The sequence below is a fragment of the Pseudomonas sp. GB2N2 genome, from assembly GCF_054897705.1.
Genome location: NZ_CM142701.1, coordinates 1,064,561 through 1,080,800, shown reverse-complemented (window position 1 = coordinate 1,080,800; position 16,240 = coordinate 1,064,561). Strand labels below are relative to the sequence as shown.

At 60.1% G+C, this 16,240-nt stretch carries 18 protein-coding genes and 2 pseudogenes; 14 read left to right on the top strand and 6 right to left on the bottom strand.

What is annotated here, in order from left to right; translation table 11 throughout:
- Positions 1 to 19 precede the first annotated feature (19 nt).
- From ACYZT4_RS04985 to ACYZT4_RS04960, 6 genes are read left to right on the top strand one after another with little or no spacing between them, the layout of a single operon-like run.
- Entirely contained in the window at positions 20 to 2,938 is a 2,919-nt protein-coding gene (locus ACYZT4_RS04985) for a monovalent cation/H+ antiporter subunit A (protein ID WP_461985733.1), read from the top strand.
- Positions 2,938 to 3,282: a Na+/H+ antiporter subunit C gene (locus tag ACYZT4_RS04980; RefSeq protein ID WP_003202835.1), complete on the top strand. Its 345-nt coding sequence runs from the start codon at positions 2,938 to 2,940 to the stop codon at positions 3,280 to 3,282. Before ACYZT4_RS04985 ends, ACYZT4_RS04980 begins: the two co-directional genes overlap by 1 nt.
- A complete protein-coding gene (locus ACYZT4_RS04975; protein WP_461985729.1) occupies positions 3,279 to 4,964 on the top strand; it encodes a monovalent cation/H+ antiporter subunit D in 1,686 nt (561 codons plus the stop codon). Before ACYZT4_RS04980 ends, ACYZT4_RS04975 begins: the two co-directional genes overlap by 4 nt.
- Positions 4,961 to 5,449 (top strand): Na+/H+ antiporter subunit E, encoded by a 489-nt coding sequence (locus tag ACYZT4_RS04970; protein ID WP_461985728.1) that lies wholly within the window; start codon positions 4,961 to 4,963, stop codon positions 5,447 to 5,449. The genes ACYZT4_RS04975 and ACYZT4_RS04970 overlap by 4 nt, the downstream gene beginning before the upstream one ends.
- Before the next feature lie 5 nt (positions 5,450 to 5,454).
- Entirely contained in the window at positions 5,455 to 5,733 is a 279-nt protein-coding gene (locus tag ACYZT4_RS04965) for a K+/H+ antiporter subunit F (protein ID WP_461988551.1), read from the top strand.
- The gene (locus ACYZT4_RS04960; protein WP_461985726.1) at positions 5,730 to 6,092 is read left to right on the top strand and encodes a Na+/H+ antiporter subunit G; all 363 of its coding nucleotides are present in this window, start codon (positions 5,730 to 5,732) and stop codon (positions 6,090 to 6,092) included. The genes ACYZT4_RS04965 and ACYZT4_RS04960 overlap by 4 nt, the downstream gene beginning before the upstream one ends.
- Positions 6,093 to 6,217: 125 nt before the next feature.
- On the opposite strand, the gene ACYZT4_RS04955 is transcribed toward ACYZT4_RS04960, so the two are convergent.
- The 3 genes from ACYZT4_RS04955 to ACYZT4_RS04945 form a co-directional block, all read right to left on the bottom strand.
- Positions 6,218 to 6,655, bottom strand: a complete 438-nt coding sequence (locus ACYZT4_RS04955) for a DUF3995 domain-containing protein (RefSeq protein ID WP_461985724.1) — start codon at positions 6,653 to 6,655, stop codon at positions 6,218 to 6,220.
- An 86-nt stretch (positions 6,656 to 6,741) separates the two neighbouring features.
- Positions 6,742 to 7,755: an ABC transporter substrate-binding protein gene (locus tag ACYZT4_RS04950; protein ID WP_461985723.1), complete on the bottom strand. Its 1,014-nt coding sequence runs from the start codon at positions 7,753 to 7,755 to the stop codon at positions 6,742 to 6,744.
- Between the two features lie 152 nt (positions 7,756 to 7,907).
- Positions 7,908 to 8,378, bottom strand: coding sequence for a hypothetical protein (locus tag ACYZT4_RS04945; protein ID WP_461985721.1), 471 nt, complete (start codon positions 8,376 to 8,378; stop codon positions 7,908 to 7,910).
- Between the two features lie 473 nt (positions 8,379 to 8,851).
- Between ACYZT4_RS04945 and ACYZT4_RS04940 the strand changes: the two genes are divergently transcribed.
- The 3 genes from ACYZT4_RS04940 (at position 8,852) to ACYZT4_RS04930 (ending at position 9,788) form a co-directional block, all read left to right on the top strand.
- Positions 8,852 to 9,040 (top strand): hypothetical protein, encoded by a 189-nt coding sequence (locus ACYZT4_RS04940; RefSeq protein WP_461988549.1) that lies wholly within the window; start codon positions 8,852 to 8,854, stop codon positions 9,038 to 9,040.
- 146 nt (positions 9,041 to 9,186) lie between these two features.
- Positions 9,187 to 9,417: a hypothetical protein gene (locus ACYZT4_RS04935; protein WP_461988548.1), complete on the top strand. Its 231-nt coding sequence runs from the start codon at positions 9,187 to 9,189 to the stop codon at positions 9,415 to 9,417.
- 131 nt (positions 9,418 to 9,548) lie between these two features.
- Positions 9,549 to 9,788, top strand: a complete 240-nt coding sequence (locus tag ACYZT4_RS04930; protein WP_054052826.1) for a DUF2789 domain-containing protein — start codon at positions 9,549 to 9,551, stop codon at positions 9,786 to 9,788.
- Between the two features lie 202 nt (positions 9,789 to 9,990).
- On the opposite strand, the gene ACYZT4_RS04925 is transcribed toward ACYZT4_RS04930, so the two are convergent.
- The 3 genes from ACYZT4_RS04925 to ACYZT4_RS04915 all read right to left on the bottom strand — a co-directional run bounded on the left by ACYZT4_RS04925 (position 9,991) and on the right by ACYZT4_RS04915 (position 13,518).
- Positions 9,991 to 11,214 (bottom strand): methyl-accepting chemotaxis protein, encoded by a 1,224-nt coding sequence (locus tag ACYZT4_RS04925; protein ID WP_461988546.1) that lies wholly within the window; start codon positions 11,212 to 11,214, stop codon positions 9,991 to 9,993.
- Positions 11,215 to 11,793: 579 nt separating this feature from the next.
- Complete coding sequence (locus ACYZT4_RS04920) at positions 11,794 to 12,198, bottom strand: TraR/DksA C4-type zinc finger protein (RefSeq protein WP_133836065.1); 405 nt, start codon at positions 12,196 to 12,198, stop codon at positions 11,794 to 11,796.
- A gap of 399 nt (positions 12,199 to 12,597) precedes the next feature.
- Positions 12,598 to 13,518 (bottom strand): AraC family transcriptional regulator, encoded by a 921-nt coding sequence (locus ACYZT4_RS04915; RefSeq protein ID WP_461985719.1) that lies wholly within the window; start codon positions 13,516 to 13,518, stop codon positions 12,598 to 12,600.
- A gap of 89 nt (positions 13,519 to 13,607) precedes the next feature.
- On the opposite strand from ACYZT4_RS04915, the gene ACYZT4_RS04910 reads away from it, so the two are divergent.
- From ACYZT4_RS04910 to ACYZT4_RS04890, 5 genes and pseudogenes are all read left to right on the top strand, one after another.
- Positions 13,608 to 14,573, top strand: coding sequence for an oxidoreductase (locus ACYZT4_RS04910; RefSeq protein ID WP_461985717.1), 966 nt, complete (start codon positions 13,608 to 13,610; stop codon positions 14,571 to 14,573).
- A 74-nt stretch (positions 14,574 to 14,647) separates the two neighbouring features.
- Complete coding sequence (locus tag ACYZT4_RS04905) at positions 14,648 to 14,995, top strand: metalloregulator ArsR/SmtB family transcription factor (protein ID WP_461985715.1); 348 nt, start codon at positions 14,648 to 14,650, stop codon at positions 14,993 to 14,995.
- 73 nt (positions 14,996 to 15,068) lie between these two features.
- Positions 15,069 to 15,539 (top strand): arsenate reductase ArsC, encoded by a 471-nt coding sequence (locus tag ACYZT4_RS04900; protein WP_461985713.1) that lies wholly within the window; start codon positions 15,069 to 15,071, stop codon positions 15,537 to 15,539.
- A gap of 12 nt (positions 15,540 to 15,551) precedes the next feature.
- Positions 15,552 to 16,085: pseudogene (gene arsH, locus ACYZT4_RS04895) on the top strand (arsenical resistance protein ArsH); the annotation flags it as partial.
- Positions 16,081 to 16,230: pseudogene (locus ACYZT4_RS04890) on the top strand (N-acetyltransferase); the annotation flags it as partial. The pseudogenes arsH and ACYZT4_RS04890, both read left to right, overlap by 5 nt.
- Between the last annotated feature and the right edge of the window lie 10 nt (positions 16,231 to 16,240).

Below are 16,240 nucleotides of genomic sequence, written 5' to 3'. Positions count from 1 at the left end.
CTCCGCAGATTAGAAGCCTATGTCCCTGATAGTTCTACTGCTTCTGCCCTTTATCGGCAGCTGTGTCGCGGCCTTGCTGCCGCACAACGCGCGTAATACCGAATCTTTGCTGGCTGGCGTGGTTGCCCTGATCGGCACCCTCCAGGTTGCCCTCCTGTACCCGCAGATCGCCCACGGCGGCGTCATTCGCGAAGAGTTTTTCTGGCTGCCCAGCCTCGGCCTGAACTTCGTTCTGCGCATGGACGGGTTTGCCTGGCTATTCTCCATGTTGGTGCTGGGCATCGGCACGCTCGTGTCGCTGTATGCCCGCTATTACATGTCACCGGATGATCCGGTGCCCCGGTTCTTCGCGTTTTTCCTGGCGTTCATGGGCGCCATGCTGGGCTTGGTGATTTCCGGCAACCTGATCCAGATCGTGTTTTTCTGGGAGCTGACCAGCCTATTTTCGTTCCTGCTCATCGGCTATTGGCACCACCGCGCCGATGCGCGCCGCGGCGCCTACATGGCGCTGATGGTCACCGGCGCTGGCGGGTTGTGTTTGCTGGCGGGGGTCATGCTGCTTGGCCATGTGGTCGGCAGCTATGACCTGGACGAGGTCCTGGCCGTCGGCGATCTGATTCGCGCACATGCCCTCTATCCTGTTTTGCTTCCACTGATCCTCATTGGCGCCTTGAGCAAAAGCGCGCAATTCCCTTTCCACTTCTGGCTGCCCCACGCGATGGCGGCGCCGACACCGGTCTCGGCGTATCTGCACTCGGCGACCATGGTCAAGGCCGGGGTTTTTCTGCTGGCGCGGCTGTGGCCATCGTTGTCCGGCAGTGAAGAATGGTTCTACATCGTCAGCGGCGCCGGTGCCTGCACCCTGTTGCTCGGCGCGTATTGCGCGATGTTCCAGAACGACCTCAAAGGGCTGCTGGCCTACTCGACCATCAGTCACCTCGGCCTGATCACGCTGCTACTGGGCCTGAACAGTCCGCTGGCCGCAGTTGCTGCGGTGTTCCACATTCTCAACCACGCCACCTTCAAGGCGTCGCTGTTCATGGCTGCCGGGATCATCGACCACGAAAGCGGCACCCGTGACATTCGCAAACTCAGTGGCTTGATCAAGCTGATTCCGTTCACCGCCACCCTGGCCATGGTCGCCAGCGCCTCGATGGCCGGTGTGCCCTTGTTGAACGGCTTCCTGTCGAAAGAGATGTTCTTCGCCGAAACCGTGTTCATCAACGCCACCGCCTGGGTCGAGATGACCCTGCCGATCGTCGCGACCATCGCCGGGGCCTTCAGCGTTGCTTACTCGCTGCGCTTCACCGTCGATGTGTTCTTCGGTCCGACCGCCACCGACCTGCCACGCACCCCGCACGAACCGCCACACTGGATGCGCGCGCCGGTGGAGCTGCTGGTGTTCACCTGCCTGATCGTCGGGATTTTCCCGGCGCAAGTGGTCGGCCCGATACTGGCCGCCGCCGCCCTGCCCGTTGTCGGCGGCACGCTGCCGCCATACAGCCTGGCAATCTGGCACGGCTGGAACGCGCCGATGATCATGAGCCTGATCGCCATGTCCGGCGGCATCGTGCTCTACCTCCTGCTGCGTAATCAATTCAAGCGCGGTCGCTTCAAATACCCGCCGATCATTGGCCGGTTCAACGGCAAGCGCCTGTTCGAGCGCAGCCTGGTGATCATGATGCGCCTGGCCCGACGGCTGGAGCGGCGGATCAGCACCAGACGCCTGCAAACCCAATTGTTCCTGATGGTGCTCGCCGCCGTGCTGGCCGGGCTGATCCCGATGCTGCACAGCAGCCTGAGCTGGGGCGACCGGCCGAAAATACCGGGTTCGATTGTGTTCGTAACCCTGTGGCTGCTGGCGATTGCCTGTGCCCTCGGCGCGGCGTGGCAAGCCAAGTATCACCGGCTCGCGGCCCTGACCATGGTCAGTGTTTGCGGGCTGATGACCTGCATCACGTTTGTCTGGTTCTCCGCGCCGGACCTGGCATTGACGCAACTGGTGGTGGAAGTGGTGACCACAGTGCTGATCCTGCTGGGCCTGCGCTGGTTGCCGCGACGGATTGAAGAGGTATCGCCACTGCCAAGCACCTTGCGCAAGGCACGCATCCGTCGTCTGCGCGACTTGCTGCTGTCGATCGCCGTGGGTGGCGGCATGGCGTTGCTGTCGTACGCCATGCTGACGCGCCAGACCCCCAACGACATTTCCTCGTTCTACCTCAGCCGCGCCCTGCCAGAAGGCGGTGGCAGCAACGTGGTCAACGTGATGCTGGTGGATTTCCGTGGCTTCGACACCCTCGGCGAGATCACCGTGCTGGTGGCCGTGGCGCTGGCGGTGTTCGCGTTGTTGCGCCGTTTCCGCCCACCGAAGGAAAGCCTGCAGTTGCCGGCCCAACAGCGTCTGCTGGCACCCGATGTGGTCACCGATCTGGTCAACCCGCGTCAGGCCAGCGACACCGCGCTTGGCTTCATGATGGTACCGGCGGTGCTGGTGCGCCTTCTGCTGCCGATCGCGTTCGTGGTCTCAATCTACCTGTTCATGCGCGGCCACAACCAACCGGGCGGCGGGTTCGTCGCGGGGCTGGTGATGTCCGTCGCCTTCATCCTGCAATACATGGTCGCCGGCACGCAGTGGGTCGAGGCGCAAATGAGCCTGCGACCGCTGCGCTGGATGGGCACCGGGCTGCTGTTCGCCACCACCACCGGGCTAGGCGCAATGGCGGTCGGTTATCCGTTCCTGACCACCCACACCTGGCATCTTGATCTGCCGATACTCGGCGACATTCACATCGCCAGCGCGCTGTTCTTCGACATTGGCGTGTATTCGGTGGTGGTCGGCTCGACGCTGTTGATCCTCACCGCCCTCGCCCACCAATCGGTTCGCGGCCACAAAACCGCGGCCCTGCCCAGATCCGTCGCCACCCAGGGAGCCGTCTGATGGAAGAAGTCATCGCAATCGCCATCGGCGTGCTTGCCGCATCCGGCGTCTGGCTGGTGCTGCGGCCACGGACGTTCCAGGTGGTCATGGGCCTGTGCCTGCTGTCGTACGGCGTCAACCTGTTTATCTTCAGCATGGGCAGCCTGTTCATCGGCAAGGAGCCGATCATCAAGGACGGCGTGCCGCAGGACCTGCTGCATTACACCGACCCGCTGCCACAAGCGCTGGTGCTGACCGCCATCGTGATCAGCTTCGCCATGACCGCACTGTTTCTCGTTGTATTGCTCGCTTCTCGCGGCTTGACCGGCACCGACCATGTGGACGGCCGGGAGCCTAAAGAATGAATGCAATGACGCACCTGATTGCTGCACCGATTTTGCTGCCGCTGCTGACCGCCGCGGTCATGCTGATGCTGGGCGAGAAACACCGACCTTTGAAAGCAAAAATCAATCTGCTTTCCAGCCTGTTGGGCCTGGGGATTTCCGTATTGTTATTGCAATGGACGCAGAGCACCGGCGTGCCCGGCTCCATCGGCGTGTACCTGCCGGGCAACTGGCAAGTGCCGTTCGGTATCGTGCTGGTGGTCGATCGCCTATCGGCGCTGATGCTGGTGCTGACCGGCATCATCGGCGTCAGCGCCCTGCTGTTCGCCATGGCCCGTTGGGACGGCGCCGGTTCGAGTTTCCACGCGCTGTTCCAGATTCAGATGATGGGCTTGTATGGCGCGTTCCTGACCGCCGACCTGTTCAACCTGTTCGTGTTTTTCGAGGTGCTGCTGGCGGCGTCCTACGGTTTGATACTCCACGGTTCAGGCCGGGCGCGGGTATCGTCGGGGCTGCATTACATCTCGATCAATCTGCTGGCCTCGTCGCTGTTCCTGATTGGCGCGGCGCTGATCTACGGCGTCACCGGCACCCTGAACATGGCCGACTTGGCCTTGAAGATCCCGCTGGTGCCGGAAGCCGATCGCGGTTTGTTACATGCTGGCGCTGCGATTCTGGCCGTGGCGTTCCTGGCCAAGGCCGGGATGTGGCCGCTGAATTTCTGGCTGGTGCCGGCCTACTCCGCGGCCAGTGCACCGGTGGCCGCGATGTTCGCGATCATGACCAAAGTCGGCATCTACACCTTGCTGCGGTTGTGGACCTTGCTGTTCTCGGGCCAGGCCGGCGCTTCGGCGTACTTTGGCGGCGACTGGCTGATCTACGGCGGCCTGTTGACCATAGGCTGCGCAGCGGTAGCGATTCTTGCCGCGCAACGACTCGAACGCCTGGCCAGCCTGAGCATTCTGGTGTCGGCGGGAATTCTGCTGTCGGCCATCGGCTTCGCCCAGCCCAACCTGATCGGCGCGGCGTTGTTTTATCTGGTCAGCTCGACCTTGGCATTGAGCGCATTGTTCCTTCTCGCGGAGTTGATCGAGCGTTCGCGTTCGGCCAATGAAATTCCGCTGTACGACGATGGCGACCTGATTGCGCGGCCGCTGGAATCCTTGCAACCGCCCAAGGGCATCAACCTCGATGACGAACAAAAAGCGGTGGTCGGCCAGGTGATCCCCTGGACCATGGCATTTCTCGGTTTGAGTTTCATTGCCTGCGCGTTGCTGATCATCGGCATGCCGCCACTGTCCGGGTTCATCGGCAAACTCGGTTTGCTGCACGCCCTGCTCAACCCGTCAGGCCTGGGCAATGGCACTGACGAGCCAGTCTCGAACGCCGCGTGGGGCTTGCTCGCGCTGCTGATCATTTCCGGTCTGGCGTCGTTGATCGCGTTCTCGCGCTTGGGCATCCAGCGCTTCTGGACGCCGCAAGAGCGGCCTTCGCCGTTGCTGCGACGTTTCGAGTGCGTGCCGATCATCGCGTTGCTAGGGCTGAGTATTCTGCTGACGTTCAAGGCTGAACCGCTGTTGCGCTACACCCAGTCTGCGGCTCAAGCGCTGAACAATCCGCAGCAATACGTAATGGCGGTGCTCGGCACCCGTGCAGTGCCGAGTCCGGAAGCCCGGGCCGCCGTCGTGCAGGTGCAGCCATGACACGTCTGTTTCCTGCACCGTGGCTGTCGTTGGCGTTGTGGCTGTTGTGGCTGGTGTTAAACCTGTCGATGAGTCCCGGCAATCTGCTGCTGGGCGCCGTGCTCGGGTTTATCGCGCCGGTGATGATGCGCAAGTTGCGGCCCCTGCCAATTCGTATCGGGCGCCCCGTCGTGATCCTGCGCTTGTTTTTCATCGTCGGTCGTGACGTGCTGGTGTCGAACCTCGGGGTGGCCTGGGGCGTGCTCAACGCCGGACGGCGCCCGCCACGCTCGCGGTTCATCAAGGTGCCGCTGGATTTGCGCGACGCCAATGGCTTGGCGGCGCTGTCGATGATCTGCACGGTGGTGCCCGGCACGGTCTGGTCGGAACTGGCGCTGGACCGCAGCATCCTGTTGCTGCACGTGTTCGATCTGGATGACGAAGCGCTGTTTATCGAGCACTTCAAGTCAACCTACGAGCGCCCGTTGATGGAGATCTTTGAATGAGCCCGTTGAGCCCGTTGCTAACGAACGCGATCCTGTTGAGCCTGTTCATTTTTTCCGTGGCGATGATCCTGACCCTTATCCGTCTGTTCAAGGGACCGTCGGCGCAAGATAGGGTTCTGGCGCTGGATTACTTGTACATCGTCGCCATGCTGATGATGCTCACGCTGGGCATTCGGTATGCCAGCGACACTTACTTCGAAGCGGCGCTGCTGATCGCGCTGTTCGGCTTCGTCGGCTCGTTTGCCTTGGCGAAATTCCTGCTGCGTGGCGAGGTGATCGAATGAGCGCGGAACTGTCTGTGTGGGTGGAAATCCCGGTGGCGATCCTGCTGGTGCTGAGCAGCGTGTTCGCGCTGATCGGCGCAATCGGCCTGGTGCGGATGAAGGATTACTTCCAGCGCATGCACCCACCGGCGCTTGCCTCGACGTTGGGCGCTTGGTGCGTGGCGCTGGGATCGATCATCTACTTTTCAGCGCTCAAATCCGCGCCGGTGCTGCATGCCTGGCTGATTCCGATTCTGTTGGCGATCACGGTGCCGGTGACGACGTTGCTACTGGCGCGGGCGGCCCTGTTCCGCAAACGCATGGCCGGGGATGACGTGCCGGCGGAGGTGAGTAGTCGGCGCAATGAGAGCAGAAGCTAGGTTCAGACATTTTTAGTGAATGTCAGGGCCTCTTCGCGAGCAAGCCCGCTCCCACAGGGATTGTGTAGACACTGAAAATCCACGGTGGGAGCGGGCTTGCTCGCGAAGGCGTCATTCGGGGCAACTCAAACCCACGCGACAGCCAACAACCCCGCTCCCAACACCATACACAACGGCGAATACACCCATGTATCGAGCCGGGCAAACCTCGAACCCCTGACCTGCTTGAAGAACCCCACCAGATTCGAATCGCCAATCGCTCGGGCGAACATCAGCATGGCGATGGCGCTGATCACCCATTGCAAGGACTTGTGGGACACCGCCGGCACCCACCAGCCGACGCGCAAACACACCAGCGCGGCAATCAGCAGCAACCCCACCGCGACCAACAGCGTGGCCCACCCCCTTGGTTTGAACGCGGGTCGCAATTTTACAGTCCCCTCAACGGGGACCTGCGGCACCGCCGCCACGGCTGCCCACTGGCCACCCAAGCCCCAATAGACGTGGATCAGGCTGATGACCGCGAAGATCGTCACCAGCCATTGAGCCAACACAAATGTCATGGTCGCGAATCCTTGAAAGGGATTTGAACAGCATCATCCTAGTCGGCATTTATAAAAGTGCGCGGCGGATCTCTGAACGCACTGCATCACCTCAACTCGGCAGAGACCTTATCCGCCACATCTTTCGGCACCCACGCCTGCCAGACGTCCGGATGAGCCTTCATGAACGCCTCCGCTGCCTGGCGCGGCGCGGTGTGTTTTTCACTCATTTCAGCCAGTGCCTTGTTCAACGGATCGATAGGCAGGTCGACCTTGCTGAAGAATTCGGCAATCTGCGGGTATTGTTTCTGGAACGGCGCGGACACACCGATGGACAGTTTCGAAGCCAGTGAACGGGTTGGTTTCGGATCGGGATTGTCGGCGTCGGTCAGGGTTTTCCACGCATCGGCGTCGAACGGTGGCTCTTCCAGCTGAATCAACTTGAAGCGTCCGAGCAAGGGCGTTGGCGACCAGTAATAGAACAGGACCGGCTTGCCGCGACGGATCGACGAGGCGATCTCCGCATCCAGCGCGGCCCCGGAGCCGCTGCGAAAATTCACATAACTGTCGTCCAGACCATAGGCCTTTAGCTTCTGTTTGTTGACCACCTCGGACGTCCAGCCAATCGGACTGTTGAGGAACCGCCCTTTGCCCGGGCTTTCCGGGTCGCTGAACACACCTTTGTATTTCGGCAGGTCGCTGACACTGCGCAGGTCCGGCGCCAGTGGCTTGATGCCCTTCGCGGGATCACCCTTGATCACGTATTCAGGGACCCACCAGCCTTCGGTGGCGCCCTTGACCGTATCGCCGAGGGCGACGACCTTGCCTTCGGCCTCCGCCTTGACCCAGACCGGGCTGCGTCCGGCCCATTCCTCGCCAATGACCTGAATGTCATTGTTGGCCAGTGCGGTCTCCAGGGTGATGGTCGTCCCCGGCAAGGTATCGGTCGGCAGCCCGTAGCCCTTCTCGACGATGATCCGCAGGATATCGGTGATCAGGCTGCCGCTTTCCCAGTTCAGGTCGGCGAAGTGAATTGGCGCCTGGGCGGCGATGACCGGGACGGGCGAAGCCAGTCCGAAAGCGACCAGGGCAGCAATTGCCAACCGTCGAAATCCGTTCATGCGTTTGCACCTCGTGCTGTTCACAGCAATAGCAGGATGGCCTGACAGAAGACCGCAAGCCTCAAAATACTCAGTCAACTGACTGTAGTAGAGGTTCCTGCTTTCGAGGGGCGAGGATCAAATTTCAGAAATGTCCTGCAAGCCCACAGCCATCATTCGCTGGCCTTGAACGTCACCAGTTCACCCTTGCGCCACTTGGCCGCCTTCGCGGTCACGGCTTTCAGGGTCTTGGTCAGGCCTTCCTGCAGCTGTTGGTGAGCAGCAAACACCATCACCGCGCTGTGGCCTTCCTTGAACACGATCCCGTGCCCGTCAACCGTGGTCACGAAGGCGTAATCGCCGAGCCCGTACACCGTTAGTTTGATTTCGCGGAACTTGATGTCCAGTTTGCCGCCTTCACGGCTGGGCAGTACCGAGGCGCTGAAATGATCGCCAACCTTGAGCTTCAGCCCCGGCTTGTCATCCACTACCAGCGCCGATTCGGTATCGAGTTCGGCAATGTAGATGCCTTCCGCGTTTTGTTCGGTGATATAGACAAAGCGTGACTGGAACTGTTTAACCAGCTTTGCGCGCAAATCACCCAGCACGAACAAAGCATGCATATCGAGATTACTTACTGCCAAGGAAACATCCCCACATCTGTAAATGATGCTGCGCGCAGACAGGCAGCGCACAGCAGAAAAAAGCGGCAATGCCGAAAAATGTAGCCAAAGGGTCCGGGGTGAATCCGGGAACGAGCAGAGGGCTAATCCAGCGCGAAGCATGAGAAGAATACTGGAATGTCACGTGCGTCGTCTTGCCTGGCATTCGTCAGAAGTTGAAGGAAAACGCCCCTCTGATCGCCGGAAAAACAGGATTACCAACCTTAAGGAAAAAACGCTGCAAGAAAAGCACTTTTCCGACATATCGCACGCAAGAAATTGCTTTAGATAACCGGCAATCACGAACCCGTGACGGTGATTCTAGAGCAGCGATGCTTATTGAGACTACCCATACCGACGTACACACGTCGGCAAAACAATGAAAAGGACTTCATATGCGAACCCTGACACACAACGTACCTCACTCAAGCCACTCATCGACGCGGCCCCCGGCGATGTTCCTCCATACGGTGTTTCACCCTGAAGAACCCTCTATGCTGCGTTTTCAGGTGGTATTGGCCGGGAATGCGTTTTTCCATATCAAGGAAATTTCCACGGGGCACGTCAGAGGTTTCCGCAGCAACCACAATGCAGCCTGCGCACTCGCTCGCGCGCTTGAGTCATGTTGCCAGGTATCCGCCTGATGCCCATTCAATAGACGTTTCGTCATGCCGACGACTTAACTCAGCCGTCGGCTGGCAACTACTGCCATACTGCCAAACCAATGAAACCCGGTCCCGCGTCGGACGGCGTTCAATACAACAATGCATTTCCAAGGGAAGGCTGCTACGTGACGGAATTTGATATCGGTGAATTTTTTATCCGGGGCGAAGCCAGAGAAGTCGAAGGCGAATTCCAGGCGGTCATTATCATGCGCGCCAAACCGCCGCTGACGACGGTGACTTGCCACCAGGTCGAGAAAGACCGCTGGTTCAAAACGTCGGACGTCGCTGCGATTGCCGCCCGCGAAGCTGCACAGGCGCTGAAGCTCGCCGTCGACCAAGGTGCGTTGAAAGCCTGATCAGCCGGTTCGCGGTCTATGCTCATCCCTGCTTTCGAACATTGCTATCGAACTCCTGAAGCGCGGCTCTCTCAGATGCTATGCAGCCGTACCTCAGATCTCGCACCCGCGCGACCAGCAAGGAGATGAAGATGGATTCACCTACCCATGACCTCAAAGGCTTGTTCGACCAGCTCGGCCTGGACTCCAGCGAAAAAGCCATCGACGATTTCATTGCCAGCCACTCCCCGCTTCCCGACGATAAAAAACTCATCGATGCCGAATTCTGGACGCCGCAACAAGCCGGCTTCCTGAAAGAGCAGTTGCGTGAAGACGCCGATTGGGCGCGGGTGGTCGACGACCTGAACCTGCGCATGCATCAGGTTCACTAGTCAGCAGGCAGTCGGTAGTTCGGCCATGATTGCGCGAACCTGACTTCAGGTTTACGCGGTACCCTGTGGGAGCTGGCTTGCCTGCGATGGACGTTAACGATAACGCGGGCATCCTGAAAACCCGTTGTCTGGACGTTTTTCGCGAGCAAGCTCGTTCCTACCGGGGATCGGTGTGGACTTCAGATCCCGACCGCAATTCCAATCAGCGCAAACTCTGTGGCTTATACCCCAACCGCAAACCACCCCAATGCCGCCCCTTGACCATGATCGGCACCGAAAGGTCATGCATCAGCTCACCCGTATCGCGGGTGTAAGTCTGCAATAACACGAGCTGTTGATGGCTGCCACAGCGAATCCCGGTGCGGTCGGCAAATTTGCGTTTGGTGCGGTTCTGCAGTGTGTCGACCAGCACATCGCCGGTCAGTGGCTGGCAGAACACCTTGTTATGGGTTGGCACATAGCCTTGCTTCGTACAGGCGATGGCGAACACCAGACCGTCATGGCGCGGCAGCAGCGGTTCCTGGATCGCCGGCAAGACTTGGTCGGCGTAACGGTCAAATCGGGTCTGGAACTTGGCGGGGCTGGTGTTGGGGATGGCGTGGTAGTTGCGATCGAACAAGTCATCCAGACTGACACGCCCCTGGTCGATATCCGCCTCGAAACGCGCCGCAATCTGACTCGCGCCTTCACGGGCCAGGTCATAAATCCGCTGATGGTAGTCGTCCAGTCCGACTTCGGCGAGACGCTCGCTGATGGTTTCGGCCTGGCCCTCCATTTGCACGGCGGCTTGCGCCAAACGCTGGGTCTGTTGATCGCTGATGGCGAGGTCAACGCGCATTTGCTCGATGGCGCGGAACAGGCTGTCGAGTTGCTCGCGGTTGGTTTCGGCGCCCTTGGCGATGTCGCCGACGTGGCTTTCGACACCGGCCGCCAGGCGCGCAATGTTCTCCAGGTGCTGACCGGTGTGCTCAACCTGTTCGACGCCGAGGTCTAAGTCGCTGGACAACTGGCGGATCTGCTCCACCACTTGCGCGGTGCGTTGCTGGATATCGGCGACCATCTCGCCGACTTCGCCGGTCGCGGTTGCCGTGCGCGCGGCCAAACCGCGCACCTCATCGGCGACCACGGCAAATCCGCGCCCGTGCTCCCCGGCACGCGCCGCTTCGATTGCTGCGTTCAAAGCCAACAAATTCGTCTGACTGGCGATGGACTGGATTACCAGCGTGACCCGCTGGATATCGTCGCTGCGCAGGCTCAAGGCCTCGATCAGCTCACGACTGTTGTTAGCGCGCTGACTGAGTTGATGCATGCGGCTGATCGATTCGACCAGCTCCGCGCGCCCGGCCGCGCTGCTCTGGTGAGCCTCGCTGGCGGCGCTGAGGGCGGTTCGGCTGAGCGTCGAGGTGGCTTGCTCGGTGGCGATCATCACTTCGGCATTGCTGACAATCTGCGCCGCGGCACTGAGTTGTGATTGCAGTTTGTCTGCCAGTTGCTTGACCGAATAGGCCACGCCCGCGGCGGACAATGCGTTGTGACTGGTGGTGTGGGAAAGGTCGCGGGTCAGCTTCGCAATGGCGCTGACGCTATCGACGGCCGCGGCCTCCGGGATCGCGCGGGAACGTAATCGGGGCAACCAGACAATCATTACGGCCAACGGCAGGCCGAGGTAAAGCGACCAACCTCCCAATGTCATGCCGCACAACAAGAGCATCAGCGCGATGCTTTGCAGCGTGGGCGTCAGCCACAGGTTTTTCGGCAAAAGCACTGGTGCAGGCACAGGCCCAACCAGAGATCCGTCTCTCGTCATCTTCGTCACCCCAAGTCACTTCTAATTGTTGTCTGCGCATTAAACGCCACTACCGGGCCATTATCCATGGTCCATTAGTCGTGGGCGTGCAGCAGATCAATGGAGGTGCGCGAGATTATTGCAGACGAAAAAAAGCATCGCGGGCAAGCGTCGCTCCTGCAGGAGTGAAACTTGCCCGCGATGCGGGGCGCTACGAAATCAGGCCTGACGCTGGTGCTTGTCGATCTGTTCGTGACGCTCTTGGGCTTCGATGCAGTACTTGGTGGTCGGGCTGATTAGCAGGCGCTTGAGGCCGATGGCCTCGCCGCTGTCGTCGCACCAGCCGAAGCTGTCTTCCTTGATGCGTTCCAGTGCCTGTTCCAACTGAGGCAGCATGCGCTGGTCGCGATCGATCGCGTTTACCAACCAGGTGCGCTCTTCTTCCACGGAAGCCGCGTCAGCCGGATCGGCCGGAGTGTCCAGGCTCTCGATAGCGATACGGTTCTGCTCGATGCGCTCGTGGGTTTCGACTTTCATGTTCTGCAACAGCTTGGAGAAAAAAGCATGTTGCTCGGCATTCATGTAGTCATCCGCCGGCATGGCCAGCAACTTGTCCTTTGTCATTGATATCTCTATAAAAAAACGTGCATTAAGGCGAATTAGGGAGCATTCCGGTGGACCTGGTCTGGCCATCGGAGAGGCGCCGTTTATTCCAAGCGCCACCCGGCACTCAATTTACGAGGGGCGGCAGTCTAAGGCCGACTTGAGGCCTCAGCAACTGAAAAGACAGCGAATTTGTCCGACCAGGCCCGGAAACTGCTCTGCGGCAGCCTTGGCAGTGGTTATCGGAGTGCGTTTATAGCAAGAAATTCAACCGAGCGGCTGTATATAGAAGACAAACGGCTTCGGCACGGGGGGTTATCGACCGCTTTCGACGGTTGTTGAACCTAATCCGCCGCTCGTTTTCAGCACGGGGAGCCTCAGAGATCGGCGGCAGGCCTTGCTCAGGTGTGAACTGACAGTCTAAAACAACGGTTCGCGCCGATAGCGCCCCGGCGATTTCCCATGAACCCGTCGGAACGCAACACCGAACGCGGCATCGGATAGATAGCCCAGCGACGCGGCGATCGTCGAGACGCTGTCGACGCTATTACGCAAGCGCGACGCCGCCACTCGCATCCGCCAACGCGTCGCGTATTCAACAGGCGCCTGACCCACACGTGACTTGAACAATACAGCGAAGCTCGAACGGGACATGCAGGCGATGTCCGCCATCTGCGCCAGCCTCCAGTTTTTCTCCGGCCGCAGGTGAATGGCTCGCAGCACCGCGGCGGTCGCAGGGTCTCGCAGGCCACCCAGCCAATTCAGTTCAGCCGCATCGGCGGTCGTGATGTGATGCCTCAGCGCGTGCACGAAGATCAGCCGCAGCAGGTCATTACACATTGCATAGGCGCCCACCTGATTCGATTGCCATTCGCGATCGAGTTCATCGAGCAGCCAGGCGAATGATGATGCGGTGTCAGATTGCGCCCGAATGATGACCGCCGGCGGCAACAGATCGATCAACTCCGCCGCGCCCGCACTGCCCAGCGACACGCTGCCGCCCAACAATTCCACGTCGTCGCCGACACCCCATGTCGCTGACGCTGCGTCATGCGCAAAAACTTCGGCGGCGTCCACGGCCTCGATGTCCGGGGCGCTGGCCAAAACGAACGGCGTGCGCGACACCACAAAACAGTCACCGGCACGCAAATGACAGGCCGGTCTGTTGTGCATCAGCAGCCAACATTCGCCCCGACGCACCACATTGAATTTCAACTCGATCGGACGAAACCGCAGGGCCCAATCGCCCCCGGCTTGCAGACGCACGGAACAGGCTGCGCGCAGGCCTGCCAAGGCCAGCACATCGGAAAGCGGATCTGAAGTAGCGTTCTGGATGATCACGATAGAAAACCGGATGTATTGAACTGTTTCGTCCATAGAGCTTAGAGAAGAATGAGGTCCTCCGATACCCGCGCAGGATACTTCCCGACATGACACCGCAAACTTCCATCTCTACGCCATTCAACGCCGCCAGCACTGCAGCCGAGGTCATGGCAGGCGTCGATCTGACCGGGCAGCTCGCCATCGTGACCGGCGGTTATTCCGGCATCGGATTGATCATCGTTAAAAGCCTGGCCAATGCCGGCGCTCAAGTCATCGTGCCGGCCCGTGACCGGGAACGCGCCCGCGCAAATCTGGCGGGCATCGAGGGTGTCACGGTCGAGTCCATGGATCTCATGCAGCCGCGATCGATTCAAGTGTTTAGCGAGAGCATCGTCAGCCGCGGTCATACCGTGTCCCTCCTGATCAACTGCGCGGGCGTGATGGCGACACCGCTGACTCGCGATGCCGACGGACACGAAGGCCAGTTCGCCACCAATCATCTCGGTCACTACCGTCTGACATGTGGCCTGTGGCCTGCCCTTCTCGCTGCTGATTCGGCGCGGGTAATAGCCGTGTCATCGCGCGGGCATCAGATTGCCGGTGTCGATTTCGAAGACGTTGATTTCGTTCGTCGCCCATACGACAAGTGGGTTGCTTACGGCCAGTCAAAAACCGCCAACGCACTGTTTGCGGTGGCACTCGATCGACGGGGCAGCGAGCACGGCGTGCGGGCATTCTCGTTGCATCCCGGGCAAATATTGACCGAACTTGCACGCCACTTGAGCGCGGATGAAATAGCCGCGTTTGATGCGCTGGACGAGCACGGTCGACCACGCGTGGCGCCCGAGTCCGGTCTGAAATCCCTTGAGCAAGGCGCCGCGACCGCACTCTGGTGCGCAACCAGTAACGCGCTGAATTCGACCGGCGGTGTTTACTGCGAAGACTGCGATATCGCGCCCATCAACGAAGCGGAATCGGGGCGCAAAGGTGTGGCGAAATGGGCTGCCAATGCCGATTTCGCCGAACGGCTCTGGACCTTGTCCGAGCAGTGGACCGGCATGACGGTCGCTTGACTGCATAGGCTAGCGCTTGCCTGCTACATATGGATATCCGTATATTCTCGCATCCATATGTACGGGCACATCGTATGTTCACTCCTCGCGAGCTGTTCAAGAACCTGGCCGACGAGACGCGCGCTCGCACCACCCTGCTGATCGCTAGCCACGGCGAACTGTGTGTCTGCGAGCTGATGTGCGCCCTCGACGACAGCCAACCGAAGATCAGCCGCCATCTCGCCCAACTTCGCAGCAGCGGTTTGTTGCTGGATCGGCGGCAAGGGCAGTGGGTCTACTACCGCCTTAATCCGGATCTACCCGCCTGGGTACACGACATCCTCAAAGTGACGGTGCAGGCCAACGCGGACTGGCTTCAGAAAAACACCTCGCGTTTGCAGAACATGGACGGGCGCCCTGTCCGTGATGTTGCTTGCTGCTGAATGACTCTCGGCCGTGGCGCATTTCCAGGTGTCTGATTCTTTAATGTCCGCCCGCAGTGGCAGGAGCAATTCCATGCGAATCCTTTTTATGTGCACGGCCAATAGCTGCCGCAGCATTCTTTCAGAAGCGATGTTCAACCACTTGGCGCCGAGCGGATTCGAAGCCGTGAGTTCGGGCAGTTTTCCCAAAGGGCAAGTGCTGCCGCGCAGTCTTGCCACGCTGCAACAGGCGGGCATTTCCATCGACGGTTTGAGCAGCAAGGGCAATGACGCCTTCGAGGACAACCCTCCGGATATTGTGATTACCGTGTGCGACAAGGCTGCGGGCGAATCCTGCCCGGTGTACTTCGGTCCGGCGCTCAAATCTCATTGGGGCCTGGAAGATCCATCTGACGTCACGGGTGACGAAGCTGCCGTTGGGGCGGCCTTCCGTGCAACGCTGGCGCGGATAGAACTTCGCTGCACAGCCTTCCTCGCCCTGCCCTTCAGCGACCTCGGTTGCGATGAGCTCAAACATCAGCTGGATCGAATCGGCACTCTCTAAGCAGGAGGACACATGGCAACGCAATTGCCCAACCTGGATTTTTCCTTGCTCGACAGCGCGCCAATCGCAACTTCTGCTGGCGATCACAAGCCGCGCATTCTGTTGTTGTACGGCTCGACCCGCGAGCGCTCGTTCAGTCGTCTGCTGGTCGAAGAAGCCGCGGGCCTGCTGGAGCACTTCGGCGCGCAGACGCGTATTTTCAACCCGTCCGGGTTGCCACTGCCCGACGATGAACCCGTCGAGCATCCCAAGGTTCAGGAGCTGCGCGAGCTGGTGCTATGGTCGGAAGGCCAGGTCTGGTGTTCGCCGGAACGGCACGGCGCGATGTCCGCCGTGTTCAAGGCGCGGATCGACTGGATTCCGCTGGAGCTCGGCGCCGTGCGTCCCACTCAGGGCAAGACGCTGGCGGTGATGCAAGTGTGTGGCGGCTCGCAGTCGTTCAACGCAGTCAATCAGCTGTGCGTGTTGGGGCGCTGGATGCGCATGTTCACCATCCCCAATCAGTCTTCCGTACCGAAAGCGTTCATGGAGTTCGATGAAGCTGGCCCTCCAGGGATTTCACGCGGCGTATGCCGGCATTTCGTTGCCCAACGCCGGGAGCGTACGACTGCATGAAAGTCTGGGGGTCGGAACGTCGTCATGCCCACCCGGCGAGATCTGTCCTTATCCGCAACGCATGGAAAGTCCGTAGAACTGACAAG